Annotated in this window: 24 protein-coding genes; 18 read left to right on the forward strand and 6 right to left on the reverse strand. The window is 69.7% G+C overall.

Going from position 1 to position 23,711, the window contains the following annotated elements:
* Nucleotides 1-218: 218 nt before the first annotated feature.
* The 11 genes from DVK44_RS21865 to DVK44_RS21915 are packed head-to-tail and all read left to right on the forward strand — an operon-like array spanning nt 219 to nt 9,325.
* Nucleotides 219-1,250 (forward strand): 3-oxoacyl-[acyl-carrier-protein] synthase III C-terminal domain-containing protein, encoded by a 1,032-nt coding sequence (locus DVK44_RS21865; protein ID WP_162793995.1) that lies wholly within the window; start codon nt 219-221, stop codon nt 1,248-1,250.
* Nucleotides 1,247-2,161, forward strand: a complete 915-nt coding sequence (locus tag DVK44_RS21870) for a diiron oxygenase (RefSeq protein ID WP_114661186.1) — start codon at nt 1,247-1,249, stop codon at nt 2,159-2,161. Before DVK44_RS21865 ends, DVK44_RS21870 begins: the two co-directional genes overlap by 4 nt.
* Nucleotides 2,151-2,420 carry a hypothetical protein gene (locus DVK44_RS21875; protein ID WP_114661187.1) on the forward strand — a complete coding sequence of 90 codons (270 nt, stop codon included), beginning with the start codon at nt 2,151-2,153 and terminating at the stop codon, nt 2,418-2,420. The genes DVK44_RS21870 and DVK44_RS21875 overlap by 11 nt, the downstream gene beginning before the upstream one ends.
* Entirely contained in the window at nt 2,417-3,358 is a 942-nt protein-coding gene (locus tag DVK44_RS21880; RefSeq protein WP_114661188.1) for a class-II aminoacyl-tRNA synthetase family protein, read from the forward strand. Before DVK44_RS21875 ends, DVK44_RS21880 begins: the two co-directional genes overlap by 4 nt.
* Nucleotides 3,355-4,536, forward strand: coding sequence for an SDR family oxidoreductase (locus DVK44_RS21885; protein WP_114661189.1), 1,182 nt, complete (start codon nt 3,355-3,357; stop codon nt 4,534-4,536). The genes DVK44_RS21880 and DVK44_RS21885 overlap by 4 nt, the downstream gene beginning before the upstream one ends.
* Entirely contained in the window at nt 4,527-5,090 is a 564-nt protein-coding gene (locus tag DVK44_RS21890) for a ferritin-like domain-containing protein (protein WP_114661190.1), read from the forward strand. Before DVK44_RS21885 ends, DVK44_RS21890 begins: the two co-directional genes overlap by 10 nt.
* Nucleotides 5,087-5,764 (forward strand): 4'-phosphopantetheinyl transferase family protein, encoded by a 678-nt coding sequence (locus tag DVK44_RS21895; protein WP_114661191.1) that lies wholly within the window; start codon nt 5,087-5,089, stop codon nt 5,762-5,764. The genes DVK44_RS21890 and DVK44_RS21895 overlap by 4 nt, the downstream gene beginning before the upstream one ends.
* A 57-nt stretch (nt 5,765-5,821) precedes the next feature.
* On the forward strand, nt 5,822-6,118 hold the full coding sequence (locus tag DVK44_RS21900; RefSeq protein WP_162793997.1) for an acyl carrier protein: 297 nt from the start codon (nt 5,822-5,824) through the stop codon (nt 6,116-6,118).
* 13 nt (nt 6,119-6,131) lie between these two features.
* The gene (locus DVK44_RS21905; protein ID WP_114661193.1) at nt 6,132-6,722 is read left to right on the forward strand and encodes a methyltransferase family protein; all 591 of its coding nucleotides are present in this window, start codon (nt 6,132-6,134) and stop codon (nt 6,720-6,722) included.
* A complete protein-coding gene (locus DVK44_RS21910; RefSeq protein WP_114661194.1) occupies nt 6,719-7,600 on the forward strand; it encodes an SDR family NAD(P)-dependent oxidoreductase in 882 nt (293 codons plus the stop codon). The genes DVK44_RS21905 and DVK44_RS21910 overlap by 4 nt, the downstream gene beginning before the upstream one ends.
* 60 nt (nt 7,601-7,660) lie before the next feature.
* On the forward strand, nt 7,661-9,325 hold the full coding sequence (locus tag DVK44_RS21915; protein ID WP_114661195.1) for a fatty acyl-AMP ligase: 1,665 nt from the start codon (nt 7,661-7,663) through the stop codon (nt 9,323-9,325).
* On the opposite strand, the gene DVK44_RS21920 is transcribed toward DVK44_RS21915, so the two are convergent.
* Nucleotides 9,326-9,586: a hypothetical protein gene (locus DVK44_RS21920; RefSeq protein WP_162793999.1), complete on the reverse strand. Its 261-nt coding sequence runs from the start codon at nt 9,584-9,586 to the stop codon at nt 9,326-9,328. It abuts the gene before it with no gap.
* Between the two features lie 5 nt (nt 9,587-9,591).
* Nucleotides 9,592-10,035 (reverse strand): ATP-binding protein, encoded by a 444-nt coding sequence (locus DVK44_RS21925; RefSeq protein ID WP_114661197.1) that lies wholly within the window; start codon nt 10,033-10,035, stop codon nt 9,592-9,594.
* Nucleotides 10,036-10,298: 263 nt separating this feature from the next.
* Between DVK44_RS21925 and DVK44_RS21930 the strand changes: the two genes are divergently transcribed.
* Together DVK44_RS21930 and DVK44_RS21935 are read left to right on the forward strand one after the other, a co-directional pair.
* Nucleotides 10,299-11,186 carry a helix-turn-helix domain-containing protein gene (locus DVK44_RS21930; RefSeq protein WP_114661198.1) on the forward strand — a complete coding sequence of 296 codons (888 nt, stop codon included), beginning with the start codon at nt 10,299-10,301 and terminating at the stop codon, nt 11,184-11,186.
* Nucleotides 11,186-11,380, forward strand: a complete 195-nt coding sequence (locus tag DVK44_RS21935; protein WP_408055343.1) for a DUF397 domain-containing protein — start codon at nt 11,186-11,188, stop codon at nt 11,378-11,380. Before DVK44_RS21930 ends, DVK44_RS21935 begins: the two co-directional genes overlap by 1 nt.
* Here the strand turns inward: DVK44_RS21935 and DVK44_RS21940 are convergent.
* Entirely contained in the window at nt 11,369-11,857 is a 489-nt protein-coding gene (locus tag DVK44_RS21940) for a GNAT family N-acetyltransferase (protein WP_114661200.1), read from the reverse strand. The genes DVK44_RS21935 and DVK44_RS21940 overlap by 12 nt on opposite strands.
* Nucleotides 11,854-12,096 carry a VOC family protein gene (locus DVK44_RS21945; protein ID WP_162794275.1) on the reverse strand — a complete coding sequence of 81 codons (243 nt, stop codon included), beginning with the start codon at nt 12,094-12,096 and terminating at the stop codon, nt 11,854-11,856. Before DVK44_RS21945 ends, DVK44_RS21940 begins: the two co-directional genes overlap by 4 nt.
* A gap of 344 nt (nt 12,097-12,440) precedes the next feature.
* On the opposite strand from DVK44_RS21945, the gene DVK44_RS21950 reads away from it, so the two are divergent.
* Together DVK44_RS21950 and DVK44_RS21955 are read left to right on the forward strand one after the other, a co-directional pair.
* A complete protein-coding gene (locus tag DVK44_RS21950) occupies nt 12,441-14,096 on the forward strand; it encodes an IS4 family transposase (RefSeq protein WP_114660064.1) in 1,656 nt (551 codons plus the stop codon).
* A gap of 1,303 nt (nt 14,097-15,399) precedes the next feature.
* On the forward strand, nt 15,400-17,103 hold the full coding sequence (locus tag DVK44_RS21955; protein WP_408055344.1) for a bifunctional metallophosphatase/5'-nucleotidase: 1,704 nt from the start codon (nt 15,400-15,402) through the stop codon (nt 17,101-17,103).
* Between the two features lie 62 nt (nt 17,104-17,165).
* Here the strand turns inward: DVK44_RS21955 and DVK44_RS21960 are convergent, their stop codons facing one another.
* Nucleotides 17,166-17,360, reverse strand: coding sequence for a DUF1918 domain-containing protein (locus tag DVK44_RS21960; RefSeq protein WP_114661202.1), 195 nt, complete (start codon nt 17,358-17,360; stop codon nt 17,166-17,168).
* Between the two features lie 70 nt (nt 17,361-17,430).
* The gene (locus DVK44_RS21965) at nt 17,431-18,981 is read right to left on the reverse strand and encodes an FAD-dependent monooxygenase (RefSeq protein ID WP_114661203.1); all 1,551 of its coding nucleotides are present in this window, start codon (nt 18,979-18,981) and stop codon (nt 17,431-17,433) included.
* 29 nt (nt 18,982-19,010) lie between these two features.
* On the opposite strand from DVK44_RS21965, the gene DVK44_RS21970 reads away from it, so the two are divergent.
* The 3 genes from DVK44_RS21970 (at nt 19,011) to DVK44_RS21980 (ending at nt 23,687) form a co-directional block, all read left to right on the forward strand.
* On the forward strand, nt 19,011-19,715 hold the full coding sequence (locus tag DVK44_RS21970) for a TetR/AcrR family transcriptional regulator C-terminal domain-containing protein (RefSeq protein ID WP_181957658.1): 705 nt from the start codon (nt 19,011-19,013) through the stop codon (nt 19,713-19,715).
* Nucleotides 19,716-19,848: 133 nt separating this feature from the next.
* The gene (locus tag DVK44_RS21975) at nt 19,849-21,324 is read left to right on the forward strand and encodes a glycosyltransferase family 29 protein (protein WP_228447312.1); all 1,476 of its coding nucleotides are present in this window, start codon (nt 19,849-19,851) and stop codon (nt 21,322-21,324) included.
* Nucleotides 21,321-23,687, forward strand: a complete 2,367-nt coding sequence (locus tag DVK44_RS21980) for a glycosyltransferase (protein ID WP_114661205.1) — start codon at nt 21,321-21,323, stop codon at nt 23,685-23,687. Before DVK44_RS21975 ends, DVK44_RS21980 begins: the two co-directional genes overlap by 4 nt.
* Nucleotides 23,688-23,711: the final 24 nt, after the last annotated feature.

Below are 23,711 nucleotides of genomic sequence, written 5' to 3' on the forward strand. Positions count from 1 at the left end.
TCAGCCCCGTGATGCCTGTTTATGTACCGTTTTCCACCGCTGATTGACTTCGATACTGTCCGTTCGTGTAACGTTCGGTGCGGTTGAATCTTCGCGGCTGCTCTCGTGTCCGGAAGTTGAGCGCCAGTCCGCTTTCCGTTTCCCGGCGATTTCTGCTCGCAACTTGGAGGACGCGGTATGGAATTGTCCTTATGGCGACGGAATCGGGAGAGCCGCACATGAGGCATTCCTCCATTTCCGGGATGGCCTACTCCCTGGGGACGACGCGGCTGCGTGTGGAGGAGTCGGCGGAGGCGGGCAGATTACGTTCCCCGGCCGCCGATCTCGTCTCGGCCGGATTCGGCTCGCACTACATCTGCCGGCCGGAGGAGACCGCGTACGAACTGGCCGCCGCCGCGGTGCGCGAACTGCCGCTCTCCGGCGGTGTGGACGCGATCGTCTACAACACCTGTCTGCCGGGCAACGGCAACACCGGGGACCCCGCCCTGTGGGAGCGGACCCGGGACGTCAAGCATCTGATGGATTTCCCGGCCAGCCGGTTGCAGGCCGATTTCGCTCTCTCCTCCGCCGTGGTCTTCGGCCTGGGTCAGCAGGGGTGCACAGGAATGCTCGGTGCCCTGCGGCTCGCGAACGCGCTGCTGGCCGCGGAACCCGACTGGGGCACCGTGCTGTGCGTCACCTCGGACCGGTTTCCCGACGGCGCGCTCTACGAGCAGTCCTACAACGTCATCTCCGACGGGGCGGCGGCATGTCTCGTGTCGCGGGATCAGGGGGAGCCCGGTAATCCGGGAGGTTCGGGCAGTTCGGGAGCTTCGGGAGATCCGGGAGTTTCGGGGAAATCCCTCGGGTACCGCATCGTCGCCTCGCACCAGATAACCAACGGCGGGCTGCACTCCGCTTCCGACGACGAGACGGTCGGTCTGTTCTTCTCGTACGTTCCGCGACTGGTGCGGCAGACCGTCGAGAAAGCGGGACTCACCACCGCCGATATCGACTGGGTGATCCCGCAGAACACCAACGGAAACGCGTGGAAAATCGCGGCGCGCTTGCTCGGGTTTCCCGAGGAGCGGATCTGCCAGAGCACGCTGAGTGATATCGGGCACGCGATTTCCGCCGACAACGTTATCAACCTCTCGGCGCTGGCGGACAGCGGCGCGATAGAGCCGGGGCAGCGTCTGCTGCTCGTCATGGCGGGTCACGGTCTCAACTGGCAGGCCACGATCCTTGAGGCTACGGAGACGGCGCCATGACAGAGCGGGCTGAATCGGATGCGGGGCTGCGGCTCAGGGAGGGGATCGAGGGAATCTCCGACACCGTGCGACGGCTGACCGAGCAGTCGCGGGTGCGGTACCAGAACCCCTACGAGGCGCTCACCTGGCCCGAGAGCGTCGAGCCCGAGGAACAGTGGTTTTTCTCCCCGGAGCTGACCTCCCTCCATGCCACCCCGTACGACCCGACCCACGACGAGCGGGCGGCCAGGCGGTTCGCCTTCCAGGAAGCGGCCAACTTTTTCAGCCTCAACATCCACGGGGAGAAGTCGCTGATGGCGGGGCTGGCCACTCGGATGTACCGCAGCGACCTGGTGGAGATCTCCGACTATCTGCACCACTTCCTCGACGAGGAGAACAAGCACAGCGTCTACTTCGGCGGCTTCTGCCGCCGTTACGCGAAGCTCTACCGCAGCAGGCACGTGCCCTTCGCGGAAGGCGGAGCGCGTTCGGTGGCGGACTTCCTCTTCTTCAGCAAGGCCCTGCTGTTCGAGGAGCACGCCGACCGGTACAACGTCCTCCAGGCCAAGGACAGCCGGCTGCACGAACTCGCCCGGTTCATCAACCACGCCCACCACGCCGACGAGAGCCGCCACCTGGCTTTCAACCGGGCCATCGTGCAGGTGCTGTGGCAGGCCCATGCCCCCGACTGGGACGAGGCGACGCTCGTCGATGTCCGGGCCCGTATCGGCCAGTTCTTCGTCACCACCTGGCGCGAGTATTACAACCCCGATGTCTACGCCGACGTGGGGTTCGAGGACCCGTGGCAGGTGGCGGAGGACGCGTGGTCGCACCCCGCCCAGCGGGCGCACCGCAGGGCGGTCTCCGCGAAGTGCCTGCGCTTCTTCCTCTCCCACGGCATTCTCGAACAGGACCCCGCCGATGTCTTCTGAGTCTTCCGAACTGGATCAGCTCCGCGCCTGGGTCACCTCCCGCGCCGCCGACCTCCCGCCGGGTGGGCTGACCGATGACCTGCCGCTGCTGTCCGGCCGGCATCTCACCTCGCTGCACATCCCCGAACTGATCCTGCTCCTGGAGCGGTTGAGGCGCCGGGTGATCGACGTCGAGTCGCTCGGCGCGGGCGATTTCCGGGACGTGGCGACCATCGCCGCGCGGTTCCTCGACACCGAGACCGAAGGAGCGGGGACATGAGTCCGTCCGCGACGGCGGCGGATCAGGATCAGGACCGGGACCGGGGCCGCGACCGGGACCGCCTCGCCGAGCTGGACCGTATCGGACTGCGCTGGAGCGAGCGCGGCAGCGCCGCGCTGACCGGCCCGCTGCTGGAGTTGGCCGACCGGCTGGACCGGGCGCTGCTCCACCTCGCCGCGCGCTGGGACGCGGTGCCCGAGGAGCACCCCGCGCTGCTCGCCGCCGAGGACCTGGAACCGGTGGCGTACCTCTCCTCGTTCCCCCAACTGGCGACGTTCGCCGTGTCCTTGTCCACCGAAGGCGACGACCTGGAGAGCTTCGCGGGCACCGCCCAGAAGGACACCGCCGCCGCGCTGAGCCGGGGCAGGCTGACCACACCGCGCGATGTGCTCACCCCGGCCGCCTGCTACCACGTCTACGCGCACCACCGCGGCCGCGAGCTGACCGCCCCGCTGCGGGTGACCACCCGGAACACCTGCTTCCGGCGGGAGGACCACTTCACCCCGCTGCGCAGGCAGTGGAGCTTCCGGATGCGGGAGATCGTCTGCCTGGGCACCCCCGAGGAGGTCACCCCCTTCCTCGACGGTGCCAGGACAGCGGTCGACGGGCTGCTGGCCGCCCTTGACCTCACCGTACGGTGGGCCCCGGCGACCGATCCGTTCTTCAACCCCGCCGCCAACCCCCAGTACCTGATGCAGAAGTTGCATCCGACCAAGTACGAGGCGTGCTACGGCGACCTCGCCATCGCCTCGGTCAATCTGCATCAGGACCACTTCGGCGGTGCCTACGCCATCACCCGCGACGGCCGGCCGGTGACCAGCGGCTGTGTGGCGTTCGGCATCGAACGCTGGCTGTACGCGGTGCTCGACCGCTGGGGCACGGACCCGGCCGCCTGGCCGGACCCGCTCGCCGCCGTGGACGGAGACACCCTCCGATGACCACTCCGACCACTCCGGCCACTCCGGCCACTCCGGCGACTCCGGCCAGAACGGTTCTCGTCACCGGCGCCGACGGCTATATCGGGCGCCGTACCGCTCAGCGGCTGCTCGCCGACACCGACGACCGGTTGGTGCTCACCGTACGGGCCGCCGACCGCACGGAGCTGGCGCGCAAGCGCGAGCGGCTGCTGGGCTCGCTGGGGGTCCGGGCCGAGGGGCGGGCCGAGGTCCACCCCGCCGATCTGACCGAGGACGCCCCGCTGGCGAAGGTGACCCGGGATGTCCACGCCATCGTGCACTCGGCGGCGCGCACGGCCTTCGACCAGCCCCGGGACGACGCGCGGCGGATCAATGTCGACGGCACCCTCCGTGTCGCCGAGTACGCCGGACGCTGCCCCGGGCTCGACCGGTTCGTGCTGCTGTCCACCCTGGTCAGCGCGGGCCGCAGAACCGGGGACGTACCGGAGGCGGCGCTGTCGGACGAGGCCGGGTTCGCCAACCACTACGAGTGGTCCAAGAGCGAGGCCGAGCGGCTGCTGACCCGGGACCACCCCGCGCTGCCCCTGTCGATCGCCCGGCTCTCGACCATCGTCGCCGACGATGTGGACGGGCACATCACCCAGTACAACGCCTTTCACAACACACTGAGGCTGTTCTTCTACGGCCTGATCACCATCATGCCGGGGCTGCCGGACACCCGGCTCTACCTGGCGACGGCGCACGCCACCAGCGGCGCGATCGCGCATCTGACCCGGCCTGCCACCCCCACCGGGGTCTATCACCTCGCACCCGCCGCCGATCAGGCCGTACGGCTGGACGAGGCGATCAGCACGGCGTTCGACGTGTTCGAGCAGGACCCGGCGTTCGCCCGCAGACGGCTGCTGCGACCGGAGTTCTGCGACATCGAGTCGTTCCGCTATCTCAACGACGCCGCACAGGCGCTCAGCGCCAGCCCTTCGGCGGCGGCGCTGCGTTCGGTGCTTCCGTTCGCCGAGCAGATGTTCTGCCCCAAGCGGTTCGACAACAGCAGGCTGCTGCGCACCTGGCCCGGCTCCGCGGCCTTCGACACCGGCCAACTGGTGCGGAGCGTATGCGAGTCGCTGGTGCGCGGACGCTGGGGACGCAGGGCCCCCGAAGCCCCGCACACCGCCGGAATGGAGGCCACCGCATGTCCCTGACCGAGAACGACCTCTGGCTGCTGAGCTATTACCGCAGCTCCGAGATCAACGCCGCGCTCTTCTTCGGCCGGGTCTCCCGCATGGTCCGGCCCGGCAAGCTCCAGGCCGAGGTCACCCACCACTTCGCGGACGAGGCCAACCACGCGAAGTACTGGAACGAGTGCATCAACGACCTGGACGCGGACCCGATCAAGATGCGGGAGTCCTACCAGGACCAGTATCTGGAAGCCATCGGCACACCGAGCAACATGATGGAGGTCATGGCGATCACCCAGGTGCTGGAGAAACGGGTGATCGGCCAGTACCACCGCCAGCTGCGCGTCCCCGATCTGCACCCCAGGGTCAAGCAGACCATCGAGCGGATCATGCTCGACGAGCGCTGGCACATCCAGTACGTGCGCGAGGCACTTGAGGACATGGCCGACCGTTACGGGGCCGACCACATCGAGACCACGATCAAGCGTTTCACCGAGGCCGACCAGGAGATCTACGCCAAGACCCTGGCCGAGTACGGGGACCGGGTGGCCTTCCTCGGCGGTCCGGAGCAGGGATGACGACGGGGGCGGGCCGGCCCGGCGCGTGGGCACCCGAAGCGCGGCTGTCCGGCGTACGGGTGCCAGGTGCCGACGGGGTACGGCTACGGCTCGCCGGCAGCCGAGTCCCCCTCCCCGAAGCGGACCTCACCGAGGGCGAGGCCGCACAGGCGGCGGCGTTGAACTCCCCTGCTCGACGACGTAGTTGGCTGACCGCACGCCGGGCACTACGCCGGGCGCTGACCGGCACCCGACTGCCCCAGGACACCTCCGGCTACACCTTCCCGCACCGGGTGGCCTCCCTGTCCTACGCGCGGGACCACGCCGTCGCCGCTGTCGCGGAGGGCGACACGGCGGACGTCAGGGGCCTGGGGGTGGACGTGGAGACGGGGGATCCGCCCGCACCGGACACCGCCCGGCTGTTCCTGGGCGCGCGCGAGCTGAGCCTGCTCGGCACACTGACCGCCACGGAGCGGGCGGCGGAGTGCCGGCGGATGTGGACGGTCAAGGAAGCCCTCTTCAAGGCCGACGCCGAGGACGCCGTGTTCGACCTGCGGCGCTACGTACTGGACGAGCCGGGGGCGCGTCACGGCGTCGCCCGGCGGGCCGGAAGCGATATCCCCGCCTTCCGCTATCTGACCCTCGAACTGCCCACCGGGGCACTCAGCGTCGCGTTGAAGCTGTCCCCCCGCTGAAAACTGTCGCTGAAACCATCGCGCCGAAACACGCCTTCCCAGAACCGGAGCACTACCTTGGCCGACCACGACCTCACCGACCACGACCTCTCCAACCGCTCTTACGGAGATGCCGAGTTCACCGAATTCGCGGGCAAGATCGCCTCGATCATCGGCGTACCCGCCGCCCGGCTCTCCCCGGACACCGTCGTGGCCGACCTCGGGCTGGAGAGCATGACCACCGTGGAACTCGTGGTCGACCTCCAGGAGGACTACGACGTCCTGCTGTCCCGGGAGGACTTCGACGACGTGACCACCCTCGGCGACCTGGCGGGGCTGATCTTCCAGCGGCTCCCGCAGCGCGACAGAAACTAGAGGACCGACCCAGATGGACAACAGCGTCCTCGTGCTGCTGCTGCTCGACTTCGCCCTCATCACCGCACTGCCGAGGGTGTTCTTCAAGCGGACCGGCACCTTCAACCTGCGGTGGTGGTCGACCGCGCTGCCGGTCGGACTCACCCCGCTCCTCGTACTGCTCCGCACCGTACTGGACCTGCCCCCGCTGCTGGACGAAAGTGTCCTGTCGGTGACGGGTCCGATCGCGGCCGTCCTGTTCGCCGGGTCCATCGGACTGATCGCGCTGACCCTCGGCACACACCGGGTGCCGATCGCACTGTGGCACCAGACGAACGACGACCCCGTACACATCGTCACCTGGGGCGCGTATGCCCGTATCCGGCACCCCTTCTACACCGCGTTCCTGCTCGCCTTCACCGGCGTCGTACTGGCCTACCCGCACTGGCTCACCCTCGTACCGCTGGTGTACATGGCGGCCATGCTGACCCGGCTGGCCGTACGGGAGGAACAGAAGCTCAGCGCCTCGGAGTTCGGCGCGGAGTACCAGGAGTACATGACCAGGACCGGCCGCTTCGTGCCGAGCCTGTCGCGGTCCGCCGCCCGACAGGAGGCCACCTCGTGAGCACACCGTCGCCGGTACTGATCACCGGCTGCTCCTCGGGGGTGGGAGAGGCCGCCGCCTGGCGCTTCCTGCGCCTGGGGCACCCGGTCTACGCCACCGCCAGGAACCCGGAGACCCTGACCGAACTGGGCGCCGCCGGGGCGGTGGTGCTGCGGCTGGACCTCACCGACGAGGACAGCATGGTCGCCGCCGTCCGCCGCGTCGAGGCCGACCACGGTGCCGTCGGCATCCTCGTCAACAACGCCGCCTACGGCGTCCAGGGGGCGATCGAGGCGGTACGGATCCAGGACGCCCGCGACCAGTTCGAGGCCAACTTCTTCGGACTGGCCCGGCTGACCCAGCTGGTCCTTCCCGCGATGCGGGCGCGCGGCACCGGCCGGGTGGTCAACGTCGCCGCGATGGGCGGGCACTTCTCCCTGCCGGGAGCGGGCTTCCTGCACGCGTCCAAGTACGCCGTCGAGGCGCTGTCGGACGCCCTGCGACTGGAGGTGCGCGGTCTTGGCGTCACCGTGGTGATCGTGGAGCCGGGCCCCATCCTCACCCCCTTCCCGACGAAGATCAACGGCACGCTCCCGCCCCCGGACGGCGGCCCGTACGACCGCTTCCACCAGGACGTGGAAACCAGGGTCAGCGCCGCGTACAAGCCCAAGGCGATCAGCATGGCGCTCACCGCCGACCGGGTGGCACACGCCGTCGAGAAGGCGGCGCTGCGCCGCCGGCCCCGCGCGCGGTACCCGGTGGGCGTGATGGCCCGGGGCCTGATCGCGCTCAGCCGGTACCTGCCCGGACGCGCGGTCGACGCGATCACCCGCTCCCAGTTCCGCTGCCCCACGCCCGACCGGGCCGCCCGGGACACGACGGCCCGTTCAGGGGTATGACGACCGTTCCCGGGGGCGGTACCGCACCACAGCCGAAGTCACCAGGAGGAGTTACGTCCCATGAGCAGGTTCACTGACACCCTGCTGACCACCGCCCGGCGATCCGACCGGGGCATGGTCACCGGTGAGCCTCAGCAGCCGCACCGCCGCACCTGGGCCCAGGTGCACACCCGGGCGCGCCGGGTGGCGGCGGCCCTGGCCGCGCGAGGGCTCGGCCGGGGCGGGGCGGTCGCGGTGCTGGCCGCGCGGCCCGCCGAGATCGCACCCGCCGTACAGGGCGCCTGGCTGGCCGGTGGCAGCGTCACCATGCTGCACCAGCCCACCGCGCGCACCGACCTGGCCGAGTGGGTCCAGGACACCGTACGGGTGCTGAAGATGATCGGCGCCGAGGCCGTGCTGCTCGGCGCGGACTTCCGGCAGCTGGCCCCCGTACTCGCCGAACACGGTATTGCCCAGTACCCGTTGGACGCACTTCTCGAAGCGGCGGACCCTCCGGACGGGTTCGAGCCCGTGGCCGTCGGGGAACACGACACCGCGCTGCTCCAGCTGACCAGTGGGACGACCGCCGGCCCCAAGGCGGTACGCATCACTCATGGCAACCTCTTCGCCAACATCACGGCCATCGCGGAACACGGGCGGCTGGAGCCCGACCGCGATGTCATGGTGTCCTGGCTCCCGCTCTTCCACGACATGGGCATGGTCGCCTTCCTCACCCTGCCGATGCTGCTCGGTCTGGAGCTGGTGAAGGTCACCCCGGTCGACTTCCTCACCGACCCCTTGCTGTGGCCCACCCTGCTGAGCAAGTACGGGGGAACGATCACCGGGGCCCCCAACTTCGCCTACGCCGTGATCCGCAAGCGGCTGGCCAAGGTCACCGACCCCGCCGCCTTCGACCTCTCCCCGCTGCGGATCGCCCTCAACGGCGCCGAGCCCATAGACGACTCCGCCGTGCACGGCTTCACCGAGGCGGGCGCCCGCTTCGGACTGGACGCGGGCTGTGTGCTCGCCGCCTACGGCATGGCCGAGGCCACGCTCGCGGTGACCGCCGAGGCCCTCTCCCGGGGCCTGACGGTGGACACCGTCGACCCGAAGGTGCTGGACGCCGACAACCGGGCCGTGCCCGCCGAACCCGGCGCCTCCGCCAGGCACTTCAGCCGGCTCGGCCGTCCGCTGCCCGGATTCGAGGTGACGGCTGTCGACACGGACGGCACGTCGCTCGGCGACCGCCGTGTCGGTGAACTGCTGATCCGGGGCGAGGCCGTGACCCCCGGCTACCTCACCGAGGACGGACCGCTGCCCGCCACGGACGAGAACGGCTGGCTGCACACCGGCGACATCGGCTATCTCGCGGACGGGGAGGTGGTGATCTGCGGCCGGCTCAAGGACGTGATCATCCTGGGCGGCCGCAATGTCTACCCCACCGACATCGAACGGCTCGTCGACTCGGTCGACGGCATCCGGGCCGGCAACACCGCCGCCGTCCGGATCGACGCGGACGGCCGACGGGAAGGCTTCGCGGTGGTGGCCGAGTCCCCGCTGGCCGGGGACCCCGAAGCCGCGGGGGAGCTGGCCCAGCGCGTGACCACCCGGCTGTCCCGCGCCATGGAGATCCGCCCGGCCACCGTCCACCTGATCCCGCCCGGCACCCTGCCGAAAACGCCTTCGGGCAAGGTACGCAGAGCCGAGGCGGCGACGTACTTGGCACGGCGGGAGGAACGGACCTGATCAGGGCAGCCGGCGTCCGCGTCCGAAGACGCGCGGGACTTGGTGGAGGCGGATGGTGATGTGTACGGGGTCGCGGTGGCAGTAGCAGGTGTAGGAGTACGTCTCCTCGGGTTCGACCGGTGGGGGCGGTGGCCGGTCGCCCTCGTCCTGGCCGGAGTTGGCGGCGTACAGGATGCCGAGGATGAGTACGGTGAAGCTGATGGCGAGCGCGGTGACGCCCCAGAAGGTCTGTTCGTCCACGGCGGCGGTCATCGTGGCCACCGTGGTCACGGTGCCGTCGGCGGCTTGAGGTCGATCTCCGCGTAGACGGTCTTGCCGACGGTGCGGGACTCGGTGCCCCAGCGGTCGGTGATCTGTACGACGAGCGGGAGCCCGCGCCCGAAGCATTCACCGTCGTCGGCGGCCCGCAGGGTGGGGAGGCGTTCGCCGCGCGGGTCGCTGACCTCGATACGGAAGAGGGCCGGCCGCAGCAGGATGGCGACCTGGAAGAGCCGGTCCCGCAGACATCCGTGCAGCAGCGCGTTCGTACCGAGTTCGCTGACGACGAGACCGGTGGCCCAGGCGAGTTCGGGACGTCCCCACTCCGTGATCAGCCGCGCCGCGCGGTGACGGGCGAGCGTCACACTGCCCGGCACGGGCGTGTAGTTCAGCCGGTCCTCCCGCAACATGCCTTCCGGCAGCGGCAGATGGGCTTCATGGGTCGAGGTCATGGACACGCGCCTCCGTGCGTGGTCGGGGGACTGCCGGGCCGGCGGTGGCGATACCGCGCCGTGTCATGCGTCTGGTTGTGCGCAGCGCGGCGCGGTGCACTTCCGCCAGGTGGCTCCGCTGTGCGAGCGGTTACGTACCGAACGTAGCCGTCGAGTTGCTCTGAGCTCAAGGTGTTGGGGAATACGTTCCCCGTAAGAGTGACAAGGGGTCTCGATGGGGGCTACTGCTGACACACTGTGAGTGAGTCGATGAGGAGGGTGACATGGGGAGTGCCCCGGGTTGGACGGGTGGCGGTCGAGTCTCCACAGTTCTGGGCCGCAAGCTGGGCGGCGAGCTTTACAAGCTGCGCGTTGCGGCCGGCAAGAAGCAACAGGAAGCTTCCGACGCGCTGAGCGCGACTCCGACGAAGGTCGTCAAGATGGAGAGCGGTTCGGTGCCCATGCGGGACCCGGACGTCAAGGCGCTGTGCGAGCTGTACGAGGCGGACGCCGAGGTTGTCCGGCAACTACGGGAACTGGCAAGGCGAGACCGGGAGCGCCGGAAGGTGAAGGGGTGGTGGGACGACGAACTGACCCCCGCCAAACAGGTTGAGTACATCTCCACGGAGGACGCTGCCCTCAGTGTCCGGCAGTGGCAAATGGCCATCATTCCAGGGCTGTTTCAGACGCCCGAATACCTTCGGGCCATGGGGGTGGCTGATCTGTCCTGCGACGACCTGGACCGGATCGAGGATGTCGTCGCGACGCGTCTGAAGCGACAGGCGCGATTGCACGGTGACGAGCCGCTCAAGATTCACGCGGTGATCTGGGAGGCTGCTCTACGGCAACTGATGGGTGGGCCAGAGGTGATGCGGGGGCAGCTCAGTCACCTGTGCGAGTTGACGAAGCTCCCCAATGTTCAGATTCAGGTCCTGCCCTTTCGGGCAGGGGCGCATCCGTGTATCGGCGGTCCGTTCAGCATTCTTTCCTTCGCTGAGGAAGGAGCTGTCGATGTGGTCTACCAGGACACCGCACGGTCTACCATCTGGTACGAAGACCCGGCGGAAGGCGCCGACTACGCGGCACTCTTCGCTCGGGTTGCCGGGGCGAGTCTCTCGCCCTACGACTCGGTCCAGTTCATCGACAGTGTCAGCAAGGGATTGAACGAGTGATGTCGTTCCACTTCGTCAAGTCCAGCTACAGCCCGGACACCACCGACTGCGTCGAGGTCGCCCGTAACGTACCCGGCACCGTCGCCGTCCGGGACTCCAAGCACCAGGCCGGCCCCATCCTCCGCCTCACCCCCACCGCCTGGCGCGCCTTCCGTGCCGGGGTTGCCGCCCCGGCCGCGAGGCTATTGCTCTGATCGGGATGATTCGCCGGGTTGAGAGGTGCTTTGCTCCTGGCGGAGGTAGCGGCGAAATCCCTGGGCGAGCGGTTGGAAGCCGCAGGCTTGGTAGAACGTGTGCGCTTCATGGCTGTCGGCCGCCAAGAGTTGGATCTTGTAACAGCCGGTGGACTCAGCGAGCCGCGCGGCGGCGTCCATCAACTGCTTGCCCACACCGAGTCGACGATGGGTGTGGGTGACCACGACGTTCTCCACGACCAGGATCGATCGGCCGCCGCGGGTGAGGTTCGGTAGGACCGTACAGTCCGCGGTGCCTGCCAGTGTGCTGTCCAGTTCCGCGACCAGTACGGTCCGGCCTTGCTGATGGCGGATGGCCGTCCAGATGCTTCTTGCGGAATCTGCCGACAACGGCGCGTCGTCTGGGTTCAGCTCCGCGTAGAGCGGGAGCAGTTCGCGCAGATCGGTCTCAGCGGCCGGTCGGATGGTGATCGTCATACGCCGGAGCCTATAAACGGCCCGTGCGGGCGCGTTCTCGGGCGGTGGTCGCCCTGGAGCGTGGCGCCGAGTGTGAGCAGACGCTCGACCTCCTCGTCACGGGTGCGGTTCTGCGGCTGAAGATCCAGACGCACCCGGTTCTTCACCGTCTTGCGGTCAGCGACTCTGATGAACAGCAAGGTGCCGGCCGCAGTTGTGACCAAGACCTCCGGATCCTTCGGAAGGTCGTCATCGGCGATGGAGCCACCCTCACCCGATCACGAACGGCTTCGGCCGTCCAGAGGCGGCGGGCGGTGCCAAGGGGCGCCGCCGGGGCCCCGCCCCGGTACTGCGACGGCGGGGGTCGTTGGGTGTGGGGCCGCCCCTCCAGCTGTGAGTGTCGCGTCTCCAGAACAGGAGTAAAGGGCGCTCCTTCGTCGCGTCGGCTGCGCCGACTCCGCTGCGCTCCGCCCTTGACACAAGGCCGTGAAGTTAAGGGTTTGTGGTGGTGGTTACGGGGTGGGGTGGGGGAGGTACGGACAGAGCTCCTGGTCGTTGAGGTGGTTGTCGAGACCGATTCCTCACGGCAGGAGCTCTGTTGGACATGCAGTCTGCCACTGTGACGTATTCGCGTGCTATCACTGTCGCTCCGGGGAAGTACGCACCCGGACATCTGGGCGAATTGACGCCGTACCTGCCCTTCGCGGCTGTCGATGAGGTGTTGGAGGAGGCCGGCCGGCTGGGGCAGCGCCGGCGGGACCTGCCCACGCGGGTGGGCGTGTACTGGGTACTCGCGCTGGCATTGTTCGGATGCGGATACCGTGCCGGGTGGAACCGGCTGACCGCGGGACTGGCCCATGTCGCGGAGGTGCCCATGCCCTCGGTGACAGCCCTGGCAGGCTTACGCCACCGGGTGGGAACCGAGCCTGTCAAAGCACTGTTCACCGCGGTCTCGGGCCCGCTCGCGATCCCGGGCTCCACCCCGGGTTCCTTCTACCGGGGACGACGCGTCGTGGCCTTCGACGGCTGCTCGTCCATCAAAGTACGGGACCTGCCCTGCAACCGCCGCTGGCTGGAGAAAATCCGCCACGCGGTGGGCTGGGCCGGCTACCCGAGCCTGATGCTGATGACACTGGTGGAGACCGGCACCCGCAGCATCATCGGAGCCGGGTTCGGCTCCCTGCGCCACGGCGAACGCCACTACGCACACAGCCTGCTGCCTCTCCTGGACACCAGCATGCTGCTGCTCGCCGACCGCGGCTTCGACGGAAACGACTTCCTCGCCCAGACCGACGCCACCGGCGCGGCCTTCCTCATCCGCCTCAAATCCGCCCGCAGACCAACCATCGAACAACGCCTGCCCGACGGCTCCTACCTCACCCGCCTGGGACACCTCACAGTCCGCGTCATCGAAGCGTCCATCACCACCACCTGCGCCGACGGCACCCACTGGACCAGCAACTACCGCCTGGCCACCAACCTCCTCGACGAGGGCCCCGACCCGGCAGAACGCCTCCTCGCCCTCTACCACGAACGCTGGGAGATCGAAGTCACCTACCTCGCCCTGCGCCACACCCTGATGAAAGGACGCGTCCTGTCCTCCGGCACCCCCGACGGAATCCGCCAGGAAATGTGGGCCCTGCTGACCGTCTACCAACTCCTGCGGACCGCCATGACCGACGCCGCGGCCACCACCGGACTCGACCCCGACCGGATGAGCTTCACCCGCGCACTGGAAGCCGCCCAGCTCTCCGTCATCAACGCCACCGGAATCACCCCCACCACCACCAGCCCCGGCCCCGACACCGGCCCCGGCACCCACAGCCCCCCGGACAGCATCCACCGCACCCTGCTCGCACACCCCCTCCCCCCACGACGGCCCCGGACCAGCACCCGCAAAGTCAAATCCCCCATCTCCCGCTACCACACAGCCCCCCAAACCGGACGCCCCGCCCGCAGCACCCCCGTCACCGAGATCACCCTCACCATCCACCACCCCGGCAACCCCGCCCCACCACCCACCACACCCCCCGCCCCACCACGCCGCCCCACCCGCCTCGACCAGATCATCAACGCCATACACAACAACCCCGACCACACCTGGACCCCCAAAGAAATCACCCGCGCCATCAACTACCAAGGCTCCTCCGGAACCCTGGTCACCCAACTCACCCAATGGGTCACCAAAGGCTTCCTCCACAAAATCGCCCACGGCATCTACACACCCCCACCACCCACAACCAACACCACAAACCCTTAACTTCACGGCCTTGGCCCTTGACACCTGCCCCGGAGCCGCAAGTGCAGGTGCGGGAGGGGCGGCCGGGTGGGAGGGGGTTGCCCGGGGGGCCCGCTGTCCTGCCACTCGGCTCAGGGGCTGGCGGGCCGGTGGGCCCTGCGGGGCGCGCGGCAGAGGAATGGGGTGACTCGGCCCCGTCTCAGCGGCCAACGGTCCGCTGTTGGTTGCGACTCAAGCCCCGCTGGTCACCGTTGTGTGGGTTGTGGGGTTACTGGGACGCGGGTGGCGGCAAGTGGGCCTCTGAAGGCCGTCCATGCGTCTAGGAGGGCCGCTAACGCACCTGAGGACACATGTGCCGCCCGAGGAGCCCCCCAATAGCAAGTCAAACCGTCCCATATGGGACACGTAGGCGGGAGTGGGTAGCCCGAGGGGTCGACCGGGCGGCAGGCCCCGTCCGGCGGCGCGGGAAAGTGTCCACCGGGACGCGTGCGGCGCCAAGTGGGCCCCCGAGGGTCGCCCATGCGCCCCGGAGTGCCGCTAATGCACCCGAGGGCACACGTGCCGCCCGAGGAGGCCCCCAACAGCTCACCAAACCGCCCCATATGGGTCAGATTGGCAAGGGGGCGGCCCGCAGACCCGAACCGGGCAGCAGAACCCCGTCCGCCTTCCGGGCACCACAACGCAACGGTGACCAGCGGGGCTTGTGTCTCGGCACACAGCGGACGGTCGGCCGCTGAGCCGGTGTGGGGCCGCCCCATTCCTCTGTCGCGTAGCCCCGCAGGGCCCACCGGGCCGCCAGCCCCTGAGCCGAGTGGCAGTGCGGCGCCACCCCTCGGGCCCCCTCCCCCCGGCCGCCCCCCCCTCTTCCGTACGCGCGCCGGAAGGGGAGGTGTCAAGGGTGAAGCGAAGCGTAATCGGCGAAGCCGACGCGACGGAGGAGCGCCCTTTACTCCTCCCCTGGAGGCGCGACACTGGCAGGAGGAGGGGCGGCCCGGCAGGCACCTGGCGTTCAGCGCCTCGCTCCCGTACACCCCGGTTACCTCTCGGCACTGACCCGCACCCGACAACCCCACCGCGCCCAGCGGCGCATGAGTCACCACCAGCAGACAGCCGTCAGCCGCCGAGACGACCCCGGCAGCCCCATTCCTCTGCCGCGCAGCCCCGCAGGGGCTCCCCGGTCGTCGGCCCGCCGGACCCTGGGCCGAGTGGTGGCACAGCGGACCTCCTCAGGCGTGGTGTGTCGCGAGACGCCTTGGTGCGGGGGCTCCCTAGGATCTCGGGCGTGACAAATACCCGTTTAACGCGACTTCGTTCGCGCGGTACCGTGGCCGTTGGTGCGCTTGCCGTCGCCACCGCGCTGTTCGGTCTTCAGGCAGCACCCACCCCCGCGCGTGCCGCTGAGCGCGTGCCCGTTCAGCTGCTCGCGCTCAATGATCTGCACGGCAATCTCGAACCCGTGGACGGTGCCGCGGGGCGTATTACCCACCGGGGGGATTCCCTTCAGGCCGGTGGGCTGGCGCAGATGGCTACGTTGCTGGACGAGGCCAAGGTCGGGCGGACGAACAGTCTGGTGGTGGCTGCCGGGGACATGATCGGTGGTAGTCCGCTGCTGTCGGCGATCTTCCATGACGAGCCGACCGTGGCCGCGCTCGACGAACTCGGTCTCGCCGCTTCCTCCGTCGGCAACCATGAGTTCGACGAGGGGCCGGTGGAGCTGCGGCGGATCATCGACGGTGGGTGTCATCCGGTGGACGGGTGTGCGCCGGACGCGCCGTACGCCGGGGCCGGGTTTCCGTATCTCGGGGGGAATGTCACCGCGCGCGGTGGCGACACCCCGCTGTTCCAGCCGTACACCGTGAAGACGCTGCCCACCGGGCAGAAGATCGGGTTCATCGGTGTGGTGACCAAGAACGCGCCCACCGTCATCAACGCCTCCATGATCCGTGACGTGGAGTTCCACGAGGAGCTGCCGGTCATCGAGAAGTACTCGAAGGAGCTGACCAGGCAGGGCGTACGGGCCCAGGTCCTGCTGATCCACGAGGGCGAGACCGTCAACGGTGTCGCGGACGGGAAGTGCGACGAGGGCGAGCCGGGGGCCCGGCTCGTGGGGCGGGTCAAGGAGATCGCGCAGCAGGCGCCGACCGCCGTCGGGCTCGTCGTCAGCGGCCACTCGCACGACTCGTACGAGTGCACCGTCCTCGATCCGGCCGGCAAGCGCCGGATGGTCACGCAGGCGGACTCCTTCGGGCGGTCCTTCACCGATCTGCGCTTCGATCTGAACGCCCGGGGCGAGATTCTGCGCAGTACGGTACGGGCCCAGCACCGGCCCGTCCCCGTCACCACCCCCCAGCAGCCGGCCATGGCGAAGCTCATCGACACCTGGCGCGCCCGGTCGGAGGCGCAGGCCAACCGGGTCGTCGGCTATATCGCGGGCGATCTGCCGGGCCGCGGTTCCACCGTCCCCGAGGCGCCGCTCGGCAGCCTCATCACCGACGCCCAGGCCGCGTCCGGCCGGGGTTACGGCGCCGACTTCGCGCTGACCAACCCGGGCAGCTTGCGGGCCGACCTCATCTACAAGGACGGCGGCGCGGTGACATACGCGGATGCCTACCGCGTCCAGCCGTTCGCCAACGCCCTGTGGGTGCTGCCCATCACCGGGGAGCAGCTCGTCACCGCGCTCAAGCAGCAGCTCAGCGGCGACAACGAGGCCAAGACGGTCTTCCTCCAGCTGTCGAAGGAGCTGAGCTACTCGGTCGACATGAGCAGGTCCGGGGCCGACCGGGTGCTCGTCGACACGATCCGGCTGAACGGGCTGCCGCTGGATCCGGCGGCCACGTACAAGGTCGCGGTCAACGACTTCCTCGCCAACGGCGGCAACAACTTCGGGGTCTTCACCGAGATCACCACCCGTGAGGGCGGCACCACCACCGACCTCGACGCCCTCGTCTCGTACCTGGAGTCCACCACTTCGCCCGAGCACCCGGCCCCCGTGCCGGCGCCGGGCCGGATCACCTTCGTCACGCCGTAAGGGGCGCAACGCGTTGCTGGGGCCGGGAGCCGGGTGGCTCCCGGCCCCAGCTCGTACGCTCGCTACTCGCCGTCCCGGTGCGGCCTCAGCTCGCTGTCCGGGCCGGGGGAGATGATCGACTCATGGCCGTTCTCCGCCCGTACCCGGAACGGCGGCGTCCCCTCCGGGCCCAGCACCTCGACGATCTCCACCTCCCGGTCGTGCTCCCCGACCACCCGGCCGTGGGTGACGAGACGGTCGCCCTTGTTCGCCTTCATGTCTCGACTGCTCCTCTCCTCCATGGACAACAGATCCGTGGGGGAGAGTGTACGGAGTGTGACCTCTCCGCTACCTTCCGTCCTCGCTGGTGTCGGCGCCCACCGTCCGCAGCCACTCCCGCAGGCCCGTCGCGTCCTCGCCCGCCCAGCCCACGTAACCGTCCGGCCGGATCAGGAAGAGGCCCTTGCCGTACGGTTCGTACGGCCCGACCGGGTGCCGGTGCACCAACCGCTCGTCCAGCGGCGGGAGTTCGGCGTCCGTGGCCACCGCCAGCAGGGTGAAGTGGGGGCCGCGCAGCGCGTCGAAGATCGTGGTGTCGCCGGAAGCCGTGGTGTCGTCGGATCCGGTGTTGAGTGGGTCCGCCGTCAGTGGGCCGTCGGGGGCCCGGTCTCCCGCGCGCAGCGCGCCCGCCGCGCCCCTCGACAGCGGGCCGTCCCGGTAGCCGAGGCCCAGCTGGCGCGTCGCCGCGCCCCTGCGGGCCTCGCCCCGGTGGATACGGGTCGACAGGCCGAGCATCTCCGCCGCGACCGGGCGGCGTTCCGCCTCGTACGAGTCGAGCAGCGCGGGCGCGGCGCCGTGCCGCAGCACCTGGCCGAGCTTCCAGCCGAGGTTGTACGCGTCCTGGACGCTGGTGTTCAGGCCCTGGCCGCCGGCCGGGGAGTGGACATGGGCCGCGTCGCCCGCGAGGAAGACCCGGCCGGCCCGGAACCGGTCCGCGAGCGCCGCGCGCGGCCGGAAGTCCGACGCCCAGCGGACCTCGGTGACGTCGTCCGCCGTGAGGTGCGTACGGGCAGCGACGAGCGCGCGTATCCCCTCGGGGGTGGTGTCCGGCGCCCGGTCCGGGGCGCACTTGGCGACCAGCTGGAAGTCGGGCGTGCCCGGCAGCGGGCACAGGGTCGTGAACAGACCGTCGGCGGCCGGGAAGATATGCCAGTTCAGCCGGTCCAGCGCGGGTACGCGCACATCCGCGACCAGCATCGGCGCCGGGTCGACGGTCTCGCCCGTCATGCCGATGCCGAGCAGCCCGCGCACCGTGCTGCGGCCTCCGTCGGCCGCTACGACATAGGCCGTACGGAGGGACCTCGCGCCCGCACCCGCACCCGCGCCCCCGCCCCCGCCCGCACCCGCGCCCCCGTCCCCGCCCGCCGTCGGCGCCCGCGTCAGCTCCGCCGTCACGCCGTCCGCGTCCTGCGTGAGGCCCGTCAGCGCCGTACCGAACGTGACGCTGCCGCCCAGCTCCAGCAGCCGCGCGTACAGGATCTCCTGTGTCCGCCACTGCGGCAGCAGCCAGGGGCCGGTGTACGGCTCGGCCGCGGTCGCCGTCTGGTCCTCGAACAGCCGGTGCTCGCCCTGTCGTACGCCGTTCTCCCAGACCATGCCGACCGGCGCGGGGCCGCCCAGCGCGCGGACCTCCGCGATCACCCCGAGATCGTCCAGCACCTCCTGGGTGCGGGGCTGGACGCCCTTGCCGCGCGAGCCGGGGAAGAGCCCCGCCGCCCGCTCCACCACCTGTACGTCCACCCCGCGCCGGCGCAGATCGCAGGCGAGTGCCAGGCCGGCCGCGCCCGCGCCCACGACGAGAACGTCCCGGACCGTTTCCTTAACATCGTTAAGTTCCATGGTTTCGAGACTGCACTTATCGCTGTTAAATTGTCAAGGTGGCTGTGACACGACTGGACCGCGGGCTGGTCGCCCGTACCGCGCTCGACGTACTGAACGAGGTCGGGCTCGACGGGCTGTCCCTGCGCGCCATCGCGGGGCGGCTGGACGTCAAGGCGCCCGCCCTCTACTGGCACTTCAAGGACAAGCAGGCGCTGCTCGACGAGATGGCGACCGAGATGCTCCGGCGCGCGACCGCCGCGGCGCCCGGCGCGCCCGATCCCGACTGGCGGGCCGGGCTCGCGCACAGCATGCGCGGACTCCGCGCCGAGCTGCTGCGCTACCGCGACGGCGCCAAGGTATACAGCGGTACGCACTTCACGGACATCGCCTACGCGGCTTCCCTGGACGCCTATCTGCGCACCTTCACCGACGCCGGATTCACCGTGCGCGCCGCCGCCCGGGCCTGGTTCACCGCGTACAGCTACACGATCGGTTACGTCACCGAGGAGCAGGCGATGGGGCCGGACACCGCCGATCCCGGGGGTGCTGATCCCGGTGGTGTGGACTCCGGGGGTACGGGACCGGAGCCGTACGACCTCGGCGCGCGGGCCGAGCGGCTCGCGGCGTATCCGCTGGCCGCGGCGGCGGGGGAGGAGCTGTTCCGGGACCGCGGGGCGGGGTTCGAGGCCGGGCTCGCCGCCGTTGTCGCGGGGATCGAACTCACCCTCGCTCCCCGGTCCTTCACCGACTGACCCGCGCGTTTCCCCGCCCGATGAATCCGGTTCACCTCCAAGTCGTCTCCCTTTACTAGCGTTTTGCTCCCCGCCCACCGTTCGTAGGGCAGACGCTTGGAGAAGCATGACAATGGGCCGCAATCGATGGCCGATGCCGCTTAACGGTGACAGTCCGGTCAAAACGCCCGAAGTTGGCGTTCCGGAGGTACGGATCAGCCCCGCCGGGCTCGACGAGTGCGTCCGCGCCTGCGCCGCGCACAGCGGGAAGCTGGTCGGGACCCTCGGCCGCCGGCGGATCGAGCTGGCCGAGAAGCTGCGGCAGCTGCTCGCCGTGCACGCCGTCACCGAGCAGCCCTCGGCGCCCGCGCGCGCCGCCACCCTGCTGCGGCGCGCCACCGGCCCCCGGTCCACTGTTGACGGCGATCTGCTCGACGCGCTGCTCGCGGTCGGCAACAAGGCGCTGGACTGCGGTTACGACGACGAGCTGAAGCTCGCGCTGCTCATCACCGACACCGTGCTGACCCACCGCAAGGGCTCCCGTGCCGGCTGGCGGCTGCGCGCCAGGACGCTGGAGGCGCTCGGCGACGAGGCCGGCACGATCGACGCGTACGACCGCTACCTCGCGCTCACCGAGGACGACGGGTTCGGGGTCGCCGCCAAGAACGCCGGGCTGCGGATCGGCCGTGAGCGCGGCCGGCAGCTGCTGGCGCTGCTGGAGCGCGAGACGCCCGGCGCCGCGCCGTTCGCCGCCGGGCCCGCCACCGATGTCTGGGCCCAGGGCCTCGCGCTGCACGACCTCGGGGACACGGCGGGCGCCGAGGCCCGGCTGGTCGGCGCGCTGCTCGCGATGGCCCGCGACACCGCCGTCGCGCTGCCCGACCTCCAGGAGGCCATCGGCCACTACCTGGACCTGCGGATCGCCGCGCACTCGGGCGACGCCTCGACGCTGCGCGAACTCGTGGGCCTGTACGCCGAGATGCGCCGCAACCGGATGCGCGGCCCGATCTCCGACCCGGTCTTCGGCGGGGTCGAGTGGATCAGCCTCGGCGAGTTCCGCAACAAGATCGCCGGCAAGTCGATCTGCCTGATCGCCAACTCCCAGAGCGTCGGACGTAGTTCGCTGGGGCGGGAGATCGACGCGTACGACCTCGTCGTCCGCTTCAACTCGTACCGTATCGACGCGCCGGCCACCGGCCGCCGTACCGACATCCATGTCTCCATCCACAAGCACGGCTTCAACTGGGACCAACACGTCCCGATCCGGCTCGTGTTCGGCGGAATCTCCGGCGACTGGAAGTACTCGCTGCGCAACCGGCTGGTGCCGGGCGCCCAGACGTACCTGGGTGACGAGTCGCTGCGCTGGCCGCTGCGGAACATCGGCCGGATCGGCGCGTCCGCCTGGCCCGCCATCCCCACCAGCGGCTTCAACATGCTCTGGCTGCTGGACTTCCTGGACGTCAGCCCGAAGCTCGACCTGATCGGCTTCGACTTCTACGAGAGCGGCGCGTACCGCATCCAGGAGGCGATGAAGATGCCCATCACCTCCGTGCACGAATACACCAGCGAGAAGACCTGGGTCATGGAACGCGCCCAGAGCGTGACCGACACGAGGATATCCCTGCGATGACCGTAGACACCGCTGCCCCGGAGGCCCTGCGGCCGGCCGGCGCCGCCTCCGCCGACGCCTCCGCCCGCGCGCTCACCGGCAAGCGCCGGATCGCCTTCGCGAGCTTCGTCGACGAGAACTACCTGCCCGGCTTCCTGGCGCTGCTGCGCAGCCTCGCGCTCACCAACCCGAAGGTGTGCGAGGACTTCCTCGTCCTCCACGACGGGCTGCGCCCCTCCTCCGTCGCCCGGATCCGCGCCCTGCACCCGCGCGTCGAGCTGCGCCGTGTCGACGCGGCCCGCTACGACTCGTACGCCAAGGGCGACCAGGACAACTACCTGGTGCGCAAGGCGTACTTCATCCTCGATGTGTTCCGGATCCGGGACTACGACACCGTCATCACCCTCGACACCGACATGGTCGTCCTCGGCGATCTGAGCGAGCTGCTCACACTGCGCGAGGGACTGGCCGCCGTACCGCAGTTCTTCTACGGGCAGCACAAGCTCAACAGCGGTCTGCTGGTCATCCAGCGCGAGTATCTGACCGACGAGTTCTGCGCGCGGATCGACGCGACCGGCCGCAGCGGCGACTACGAACTCGACAAGCACGACCAGGGCATCCTGAACGCCGTGCTCGACGGCGACTTCCGCCGGCTCGACAACCGCTACAACTTCGTGAAGCGGCGGCTCTCCGGCGACCAGCCCGTCCCCGACGACACCGCGATCCTGCACTTCACCGGGCGCCACAAGCCCTGGCTCGGCGGTGAGTCCGGCTATGCGCAGGCCGAGGAGCGCTGGCGCGAGTTCGAGATGTCCGACAACGACTTCCGGGCCGCGTACGTCCAGCGCTCCAGCGGCTCGGGCAACGCACACCACGACCTGCTCGTGCACTACGGCACCCCGCACGTCCACCGCACCGGCGAGGTCGACACCGCCCGCCGGCTCGCGCTCGCGCACATCGGCGCCGGCGAGTTCCAGCAGGCCGTCGACATCCTCGAAGCCGTCCGGATCCCCGTCGACTCGGCGTGGCCGCACGAGGTGTACGGGAACGCGCTGATGAGCGTCTCCCGTTACGACGAGGCCGAGGCCCAGCTGCTGCTGGCCACCGCCGCGCCCAACCGCGCGGCCACCGCCTTCTCCCGGCTCGCGCAGATCGCCTGGATCCACGGCGACGACACCACGGCCCACGCGTACGCCACCGACGGGCTCACCGTCGACCCCAGCCACCGCGCCTCCCGGCTGATGCGGCTGCGTACGGCGGGCAGTGTGCCCGGCCCCCGCGAGGGCTCCGCCGACGAGCAACTCGCCCATGTGGCCTTCTACATGCCGCAGCAGGGCAACGCGGGCGACAAGCTGCTGCCCGAGTCCGTACGGCTCACCTTCGGCCCCGACACCGGGGCGCGCCGCTGGCACTCCATCCACGCGCACCGCCTCTTCGACGAGGCCGCGCTGGAGCGTGTCAACGCCCGGCGCGGGCTGGTCATCGGCGGCGGCGGGCTCTTCATCCCGGACACCGCGCCCAACGGCAACAGCGCCTGGCAGTGGAACGTCCCGGACGCGCACCTCAACCGGATCGATGTGCCGATCATGGTCTACGCCGTCGGCTTCAACGCCTTCGACGGCCAGTCCTACCGGCGCGAGCGCTTCAACTCCAGCCTGCGCCAACTCGTGGAACGTTCCTCCTTCTTCGGGCTGCGCAACCACGGCTCGATCGCGAAGGTCCGTGCGCTGCTGCCCGACTCGCTCCACGACCGGGTCCGCTTCCAGCCCTGCCCCACCACCGTCACCCGGCAGCTCGTCGAGGGCTGGACCGACCCGGCCTCACGCGAGGACACGATCCTCATCAACGCCGCGTACGACCGGGCCGGCCTGCGCTTCGGCCACGACTACGCACACTTCCTGGCCGAGATGGCGAAGGCGGTACGGGGCCTGGGCGCGTACGCCGAGGTGCAGTGTGTCGCACACTCCCTGGACGACGAGAAGATCGCCTTCGACCTGCGGCGCGAGCACGGCATCTCGCTGCCGGTCATCCCGATGTACGACTTCGAGAACGACGAGATCCGCGACACCTACGCCCGGACGAAGCTGGTCATCGGCATGCGCGGCCACGCGGGCATGATCCCGTTCGGCTGCGGCACGCCCATCATCAGCCTGATCTCGCACCCGAAGATGGCGTACTTCCTGGCGGACATCGAGCGCCCGGAGTGGGGCGTCTCCGTCCACGAGAAGAACCTCGGCGCGATCCTCACCGAACGCGCCGCCGACCTGCTGTCCGACCACGCGGCGACGGTCGCCGACGTACACGGCAGGCAGCAGGAGCTGTGGAAGATCACCGAAGCCAACGCGGCCGACCTGAGGGTGATCCTGGGCTCGCCGGTGCGGTAGCCCGTACGGCTCAGCCTGCACGGC

Origin of the sequence: Streptomyces paludis, assembly GCF_003344965.1 — a bacterium.
Taxonomy (GTDB): domain Bacteria; phylum Actinomycetota; class Actinomycetes; order Streptomycetales; family Streptomycetaceae; genus Streptomyces; species Streptomyces paludis.